This is a genomic window from Hominiventricola aquisgranensis (assembly GCF_040096225.1).
GTDB lineage: Bacteria > Bacillota > Clostridia > Lachnospirales > Lachnospiraceae > Hominiventricola > Hominiventricola aquisgranensis.
On record NZ_JBBMFC010000022.1, the window covers coordinates 50,989 to 57,583 of the forward strand.

Here is a 6,595-nt window from a genome sequence, read left to right on the forward strand (position 1 = left end):
ATATAGCACAAAAAATGCCGTAATCTCAACAATTACGGCACTTTTAATAATTCCTGTTTTCAGTTCTGAAATTCCTTAGAATTTACCAGCCTGTGCTGCTTCCTCGATCGAAACTGCAACTGCAACAGTCATACCAACCATCGGGTTGTTTCCTGCTCCGATCAGACCCATCATCTCAACGTGAGCCGGAACGGAAGAAGAACCTGCGAACTGTGCATCAGAATGCATACGGCCAAGAGTATCGGTCATTCCGTAGGAAGCCGGTCCTGCTGCCATGTTGTCCGGATGCAGAGTACGTCCGGTACCACCACCAGAAGCTACGGAGAAGTATTTCTTTCCTGCTTCCAGTCTTTCTTTCTTATAAGTACCTGCTACCGGATGCTGGAAACGGGTCGGGTTGGTAGAGTTACCAGTAATGGAAACGTCTACGTTCTCTTTCCACATGATTGCAACACCTTCCGGAACGCTGTTAGCGCCGTAGCAGTTAACTTTTGCACGAAGACCCTCAGAGTAAGATTTACGGGAAATCTCTTTTACCTCGTTGGTGTACGGATCATACTCAGTCTCAACAAAAGTGAATCCGTTGATACGGGAAATGATCTGTGCTGCGTCTTTTCCAAGACCGTTCAGGATAACACGAAGCGGTTTCTGACGAACTTTGTTTGCTTTCTCAGCGATACCGATAGCACCCTCTGCTGCTGCGAAGGACTCGTGGCCAGCCAGGAATGCGAAACACTCGGTCTCCTCCTCAAGAAGCATTTTTCCAAGGTTACCATGGCCAAGACCTACTTTACGGGTATCAGCAACGGAGCCCGGGATACAGAAAGCCTGAAGACCTTCACCGATTGCAGCAGCAGCCTCAGAAGCTTTACGACATCCTTTTTTGATTGCAATAGCTGCACCTACTGTGTAAGCCCAGCAAGCGTTCTCGAAACAGATCGGCTGGATGCCTTTGATCTGATCGTATACGTTCAGTCCAGCATCTTTGGTGATCTTCTCAGCTTCTTCGATAGAAGCGATGCCGTAGCTGTTCAGAACAGCGTTGATTTTATCAATACGTCTCTCATATGATTCAAATAATGCCATTTTTCGTTTACCTCCCAGAATTACTCTTTACGCGGGTCAATGATCTTAACTGCATCCGCTACACGGCCATACTGACCTTTTGCTTTCTCCCATGCAGTGTTCGGATCGTCGCCTTTTTTGATAAAGTCAGTCATTTTTCCAAGAGATACGAACTGGTATCCAATGATCTGATCATCAGCATCCAGAGCGATTCCAGTTACATAACCTTCTGCCATCTCAAGATAACGAGGTCCTTTTTTCAGAGTACCGTACATGGTACCAACCTGAGAACGAAGTCCTTTTCCAAGATCCTCAAGTCCTGCACCTACCGGAAGTCCATCCTCAGAGAATGCAGACTGAGAACGTCCGTAAACGATCTGAAGGAACAGCTCTCTCATAGCGGTGTTAATAGCATCACATACAAGGTCAGTGTTCAGTGCTTCCATAACAGTCAGACCCGGAAGGATCTCTGCTGCCATAGCTGCGGAGTGGGTCATACCGGAACAACCGATGGTCTCTACAAGTGCTTCCTGGATGATACCCTCTTTAACATTCAGAGACAGTTTGCAGGCACCCTGCTGCGGAGCACACCAGCCCACACCATGGGTAAATCCGGAAATATCTTTTACTTCTTTCGCCTGTACCCATTTTGCCTCCTCCGGGATCGGAGCAGCGCCATGATGTACGCCCTGAGCTACCGGACACATTTCTTCTACTTCACGTGAATAAATCATTTGTTTGAAACTCCTTTCAAATAATCCTGTAAGGGTCTTTGGACACAAGAATCCCATACGGATTTATTATTTCATAAAATCACGATTTCGTCCAGTAGATTTTCAGAATTTGTCGAAAAATTGTCAAAACGTATTTTTATACTCTTCTCTCATAGTCTCCGGCACCAGACTTCCGCCCGTCGCCCATACAATATGAGAAGCATGCTCCATCTTTTCATCCAGTCTCTGTTCCTTCAGATAAGCGTTCGCTGCCTCTGTAACAAACAGTTTCACGGGACCCTGGAATCCTGCGCATGCACTTGGCTCCAGAAGTACCTCTTCCGTATCCAGAAGATCACGCATATATTCGTAAAGCATGGCATCATCCACGGTAAATTCTCCGCTGAGCAGAGGTGCCATCACACCACCTACGAATCCGGATGGGCGCCCAACTGCCAGTCCGTCTGCTGCAGTCAGTCCGGTCAGCCCCATATCCTGTACACTGATCTTGTTATGAAGTCCGGAGATCATACCAAGTGCCATACACGGAGCCTGTACCGGCTCTGCAAAGAAGCAGTGGACCGCATCGCCAAATACCTCTTTCAGACCAAAGGTCACACCGCCCGGCGCACCTCCTACTCCACAGGGGATATATACAAACAACGGATGATCCTGATCCACTTTGATCTTCTGCTCTTCCAACTGCTCTGCCAGACGTTTGGCAGCTACCGCATACCCAAGGAAAAGATCTTTGGAATTTTCATCATCTACAAAATAACTCTTCGGATCCTCATCAGACAGTTTCCGTCCGTTTTTCACAGCTTCGCTGTAATCAGACTCATATTCCATGACAGTCACACCATGAGACCTGAGCAGATCCTTCTTCCACTGCTTGGCATCTGCTGACATATGTACAATGACTGTAAATCCTACTGCCGCGCTCATAATACCGATGCTCATACCAAGATTGCCCGTTGAGCCAACCTGGATCTTATACTGACTGAAAAATTCCCTGCATTTTGGATCTGCCAGCTTCGCATAGGAATCGCCTTCTTTTAACAGCCCATGCTCCAGTGCCAGATCTTCCGTATGTTTCAACACTTCATAGATACCGCCTCTTGCTTTGACCGATCCTGCAATGGCCAGATGGCTGTCCATCTTAAGGAGCAGATCACCTTTCAGATTACTTCCATACCGCTCATTGATCCGCGCCTTCATGCCTGGAATCGGCTTCAATAGGGATTCAATCAGACCGTGGCGCTCCCTGGTCTCCGGGAAACACCGCTCGATAAATGGTGCAAATCTCTTAAGTCTTGCTTCCGCATCATCAATATCTGCCATTCCAAGAGATGATCTGGCAAGCCCTTCTGCCGTGATAACTTTGTCCGGATTGATCCAGACGATCTCTTTTGCTTCTTTTAGATCTGCCAATATAGGATGTTGTTCAATCAGTTTATTCTGTTCTGCCGCTTCCATAAATGAAACGCTCCTCTCTTGTGGTCATTCTGGATTTATTATAGCAAATCTGAAAAACCGTGGCTATGATGAATCATGACCGGAATTTTATTAAAAAAGACAGCCGTCTCCCGCACAGAAAACAGCTGTCCATTATTCATATTATTTCAGTTCATCCAGAACAGAGTGACCAATGGTTCCTTCCGGCATCTTCACACCGAAATCTTCTGTGATCGTAGCACCGATCACTGCAAAGGTATCCTGCTCCGGCAGTGCTCCACTTCCTTCAAAAGCTTTGGAATAAGCCAGGAACGGCACTTTCTCACGGGTATGATCGGTTCCGGTGTAAGTCGGATCATTTCCATGATCAGCGGTGATGATCAGAAGATCATCCTTGCGAAGGGTCTCAAGCAGCACACCCAGGTTCACATCGAATTTTTCGATCTCCTGTGCATAGCCTGATGGATTTCTTCTATGTCCCCACAGCGCATCAAAATCCACCAGATTTACAAAGCAAAGTCCATGGAAATCCTTCTTCGCCACATCGATGGTCTGCTCCATCCCATGGACAGAGCTCTTGGATTTATAAGCTTCCGTAATACCCTCGCCCACGAAAATATCATTGATCTTACCGATGGAGATCACATCCAATCCTGCATCCTTCATAGCATTCAACGCAGTCGGTCCAAATGGCTTCAGTGCATAATCATGACGGTTGCTGGTTCTGACAAACTCGCCTTTTTTCTTACCTACATATGGTCTGGCAATGACACGGCCTACTTTCCACTCGTCTTTCATAGTCAGTTCTCTGGCAATCTCACAGCAGCGATACAGCTCATCTAATCCGAAGGTCTCCTCATTACCGCAGATCTGCAGTACAGAATCAGCAGACGTGTAAACGATCATATGTCCAGTTGCAATTTCCTCTTCTGCCAGTTCATCCAGGATCTCTGTTCCGCTGGCGCTCTTGTTGCCGATCACCTTATGACCAGTACGTTCTTCCAGCTCTTTGATCAGTTCTGGCGGAAATCCGGTCTCTGTAAAGGTCTTAAACGGCTTCGTTACTTCCAGACCCATCATCTCCCAGTGTCCGGTCATGGTATCCTTGCCACGGCTGGTCTCCCGAAGCTTTCCATAGTATCCGATTGGATGCCCGTTTGCCGGAACCTGCTTTAACGGAATAATATTTGCCATTCCCAGTTTCTGAAGGTTTGGAATCTTGAAGGTGTCTACAGACTCAGAGATGTGGCCTAACGTATTCACTCCAATATCACCAAAGTCAGCAGAGTCTGGCATAGCCCCAACTCCCAGAGAATCCATGACTACTACAAATACTCTCTTAAATCTTTCCATATTGTGTTCTCCTACTTCAAGTTGTTCGGTCCGAATCCAAGTGGGAGCAGTTCCTTCAACGTGAAGATCTCATACTGATCTTTACTGGTTGCCAGAATGATCTGAAATGTATCCGGATCACAGAACTCCATCATGACCTGACGACACACTCCGCAGGGAGCTGCATACTCTTTCAGCACCTTGTTCATGCCGCCAACCACACAGATTGCATCAAACTCCAGCACCCCTTCACTGACTGCCTTAAAAAATGCAGTTCTCTCAGCACAATTGCTGGGTGTATAACCAGCATTTTCAATATTGCAGCCGCCATATACACTCCCATTCTTCGCCAGTAGTGCCGCACCTACATGAAAATGAGAATATGGGGAATAAGAATGATCCATCATGCTGATTGCTTTTTCGATCAGTTCCTGAATCTGTGTTTCTTCCAGTTTCTTCATCGTCTTCCTCAACTTTCCTTCTTAGTATCCGGTAGCCTCTTCCTGTTTTACAATCTTTACGATACGGCTGGTTCCCAGACGGTCTGCGCCAAGGCTTAAGAATTTCTCCGCATCATCCAGAGAAGAGATACCTCCTGCCGCTTTCATCTTCACATTCGGTCCGATATGTTCGGAGAACAGCTTAATATCCTCAAAGGTTGCTCCTGCTTTTGAAAATCCGGTAGAGGTCTTGATATAATCTGCGCCTGCTGCAGTCACAGCCTTGCACATTGCTTTCTTTTCCTCATCCGTCAACAGACAGGTCTCGATAATGACTTTGAGAATCTTGGAACCGCATGCTTTTTTCAGAGTACGGATTTCTTCCTCAATGGCATCAAATTTACCGTCTTTTGCCCAGCCGATATTGATAACCATATCGATCTCATCTGCACCATTCGCCAGTGCATCTTTGGTCTCAAACTCTTTCGTTGCGGTGGTCATATAGCCATTCGGAAAGCCGATGACCGTGCACACTGCCATTTGATCCTGCACATACTCTTTTACCTGTTTCACATATGCAGGTGGAATACATACAGAAGCAGTTCCGTATTTAACCGCATCATCGCAGATCTGTCTGATCTCTGCCCAGGTAGCAGTCTGTGTCAGCAGTGTATGATCCACGTGCTTTAAAATCTCTTTTACGTCCATTTTCATCGATCTCCTTTTTATCTGTAATATGAAAACTATGCCAGCTCCAGTGCGATCTCCATCATCTTGCCGAATCCCAGCTGACGGTCTTCTGCACACAGAGCCTCTCCGGTATAAATATGATCGGAAATAGTCAGCATACAGAGCGCTTTTTTCTTTGCTTTTGCTGCATTCATATAAAGAGCTGCCGCTTCCATCTCTACTGCCAGTACTCCCATACTGCGCCAACGGTCATTGACAGTCGGATCTGCATTGTAAAATACATCAGAGGACACGACATTTCCAACGACTACATTGGTTCCCTGACGTTTTGCAGTCTCAATGGCTTTATTCATTAACTCATAATCTGCGATCGGTGCAAAGGTTCCTGGCAGTCCGTACTGATATGCGTAATTGGAATCCGTGCAGGCACCCATACCGATCACCACGTCCATCACTTTAATATGATCCTGCAAGGCTCCTGCCGAACCGATACGGATAATCTGGTCTACACCATAGAAATTAAATAACTCATAGGAATAGATTCCGATGGACGGCATACCCATACCGCCTCCCATGACGGAGATTTCTTTTCCTTTGTAGGTTCCGGTGTAACCGAACATATTTCTGACAGCTGTCACCTGTCTTGGATTCTCCAGGTAAGTCTCTGCAATGTATTTTGCGCGGAGCGGATCCCCCGGCATCAGTACGGTTTTGGCAAAATCGTTTGCTTTTGCATTGTTGTGAGCTGTTGGAATATTCGACATATTTCATCCTCCTTCTATGTTTGAAATGGGTTCCCGGTCATGTCGGCTGACTGGGAAAAATTATTTGGATTTCACGAAAATCTTGCCGTTGGCTGCCGGTGTATGGGCTTTTCCAACGAACAGTACCAGTGCGATG

At 46.6% G+C, this 6,595-nt stretch carries 7 protein-coding genes; all 7 read right to left on the minus strand.

Annotated elements, in window-relative coordinates:
• Positions 1-75 precede the first annotated feature (75 nt).
• The gene (locus WMO62_RS12020; protein WP_349144808.1) at positions 76-1,086 is read right to left on the minus strand and encodes a GGGtGRT protein; all 1,011 of its coding nucleotides are present in this window, start codon (positions 1,084-1,086) and stop codon (positions 76-78) included.
• 20 nt (positions 1,087-1,106) lie between these two features.
• Positions 1,107-1,799, minus strand: coding sequence for an iron-sulfur cluster assembly scaffold protein (locus WMO62_RS12025; RefSeq protein ID WP_117495959.1), 693 nt, complete (start codon positions 1,797-1,799; stop codon positions 1,107-1,109).
• Between the two features lie 123 nt (positions 1,800-1,922).
• Positions 1,923-3,254, minus strand: a complete 1,332-nt coding sequence (dsdA, locus tag WMO62_RS12030; protein ID WP_349144809.1) for a D-serine ammonia-lyase — start codon at positions 3,252-3,254, stop codon at positions 1,923-1,925.
• 141 nt (positions 3,255-3,395) lie between these two features.
• On the minus strand, positions 3,396-4,586 hold the full coding sequence (locus WMO62_RS12035; protein ID WP_349144810.1) for a phosphopentomutase: 1,191 nt from the start codon (positions 4,584-4,586) through the stop codon (positions 3,396-3,398).
• 11 nt (positions 4,587-4,597) lie between these two features.
• Complete coding sequence (locus tag WMO62_RS12040) at positions 4,598-5,026, minus strand: cytidine deaminase (protein WP_349144811.1); 429 nt, start codon at positions 5,024-5,026, stop codon at positions 4,598-4,600.
• A gap of 21 nt (positions 5,027-5,047) precedes the next feature.
• Complete coding sequence (gene deoC / locus WMO62_RS12045; protein WP_349144812.1) at positions 5,048-5,713, minus strand: deoxyribose-phosphate aldolase; 666 nt, start codon at positions 5,711-5,713, stop codon at positions 5,048-5,050.
• Between the two features lie 35 nt (positions 5,714-5,748).
• Positions 5,749-6,459, minus strand: coding sequence for a purine-nucleoside phosphorylase (gene deoD / locus WMO62_RS12050; protein WP_117495954.1), 711 nt, complete (start codon positions 6,457-6,459; stop codon positions 5,749-5,751).
• Positions 6,460-6,595: the final 136 nt, after the last annotated feature.

Coding starts and splice junctions, on each gene's coding strand:
- WMO62_RS12035 (WP_349144810.1), bottom strand. CDS start 4,586: ATGGAAAGATTTAAGAGAGTATTTGTAGTAGTCATGGATTCTCTGGGA.
- deoC (WP_349144812.1), bottom strand. CDS start 5,713: ATGGACGTAAAAGAGATTTTAAAGCACGTGGATCATACACTGCTGACA.
- dsdA (WP_349144809.1), bottom strand. CDS start 3,254: ATGGAAGCGGCAGAACAGAATAAACTGATTGAACAACATCCTATATTG.
- WMO62_RS12040 (WP_349144811.1), bottom strand. CDS start 5,026: ATGAAGAAACTGGAAGAAACACAGATTCAGGAACTGATCGAAAAAGCA.
- WMO62_RS12020 (WP_349144808.1), bottom strand. CDS start 1,086: ATGGCATTATTTGAATCATATGAGAGACGTATTGATAAAATCAACGCT.
- WMO62_RS12025 (WP_117495959.1), bottom strand. CDS start 1,799: ATGATTTATTCACGTGAAGTAGAAGAAATGTGTCCGGTAGCTCAGGGC.
- deoD (WP_117495954.1), bottom strand. CDS start 6,459: ATGTCGAATATTCCAACAGCTCACAACAATGCAAAAGCAAACGATTTT.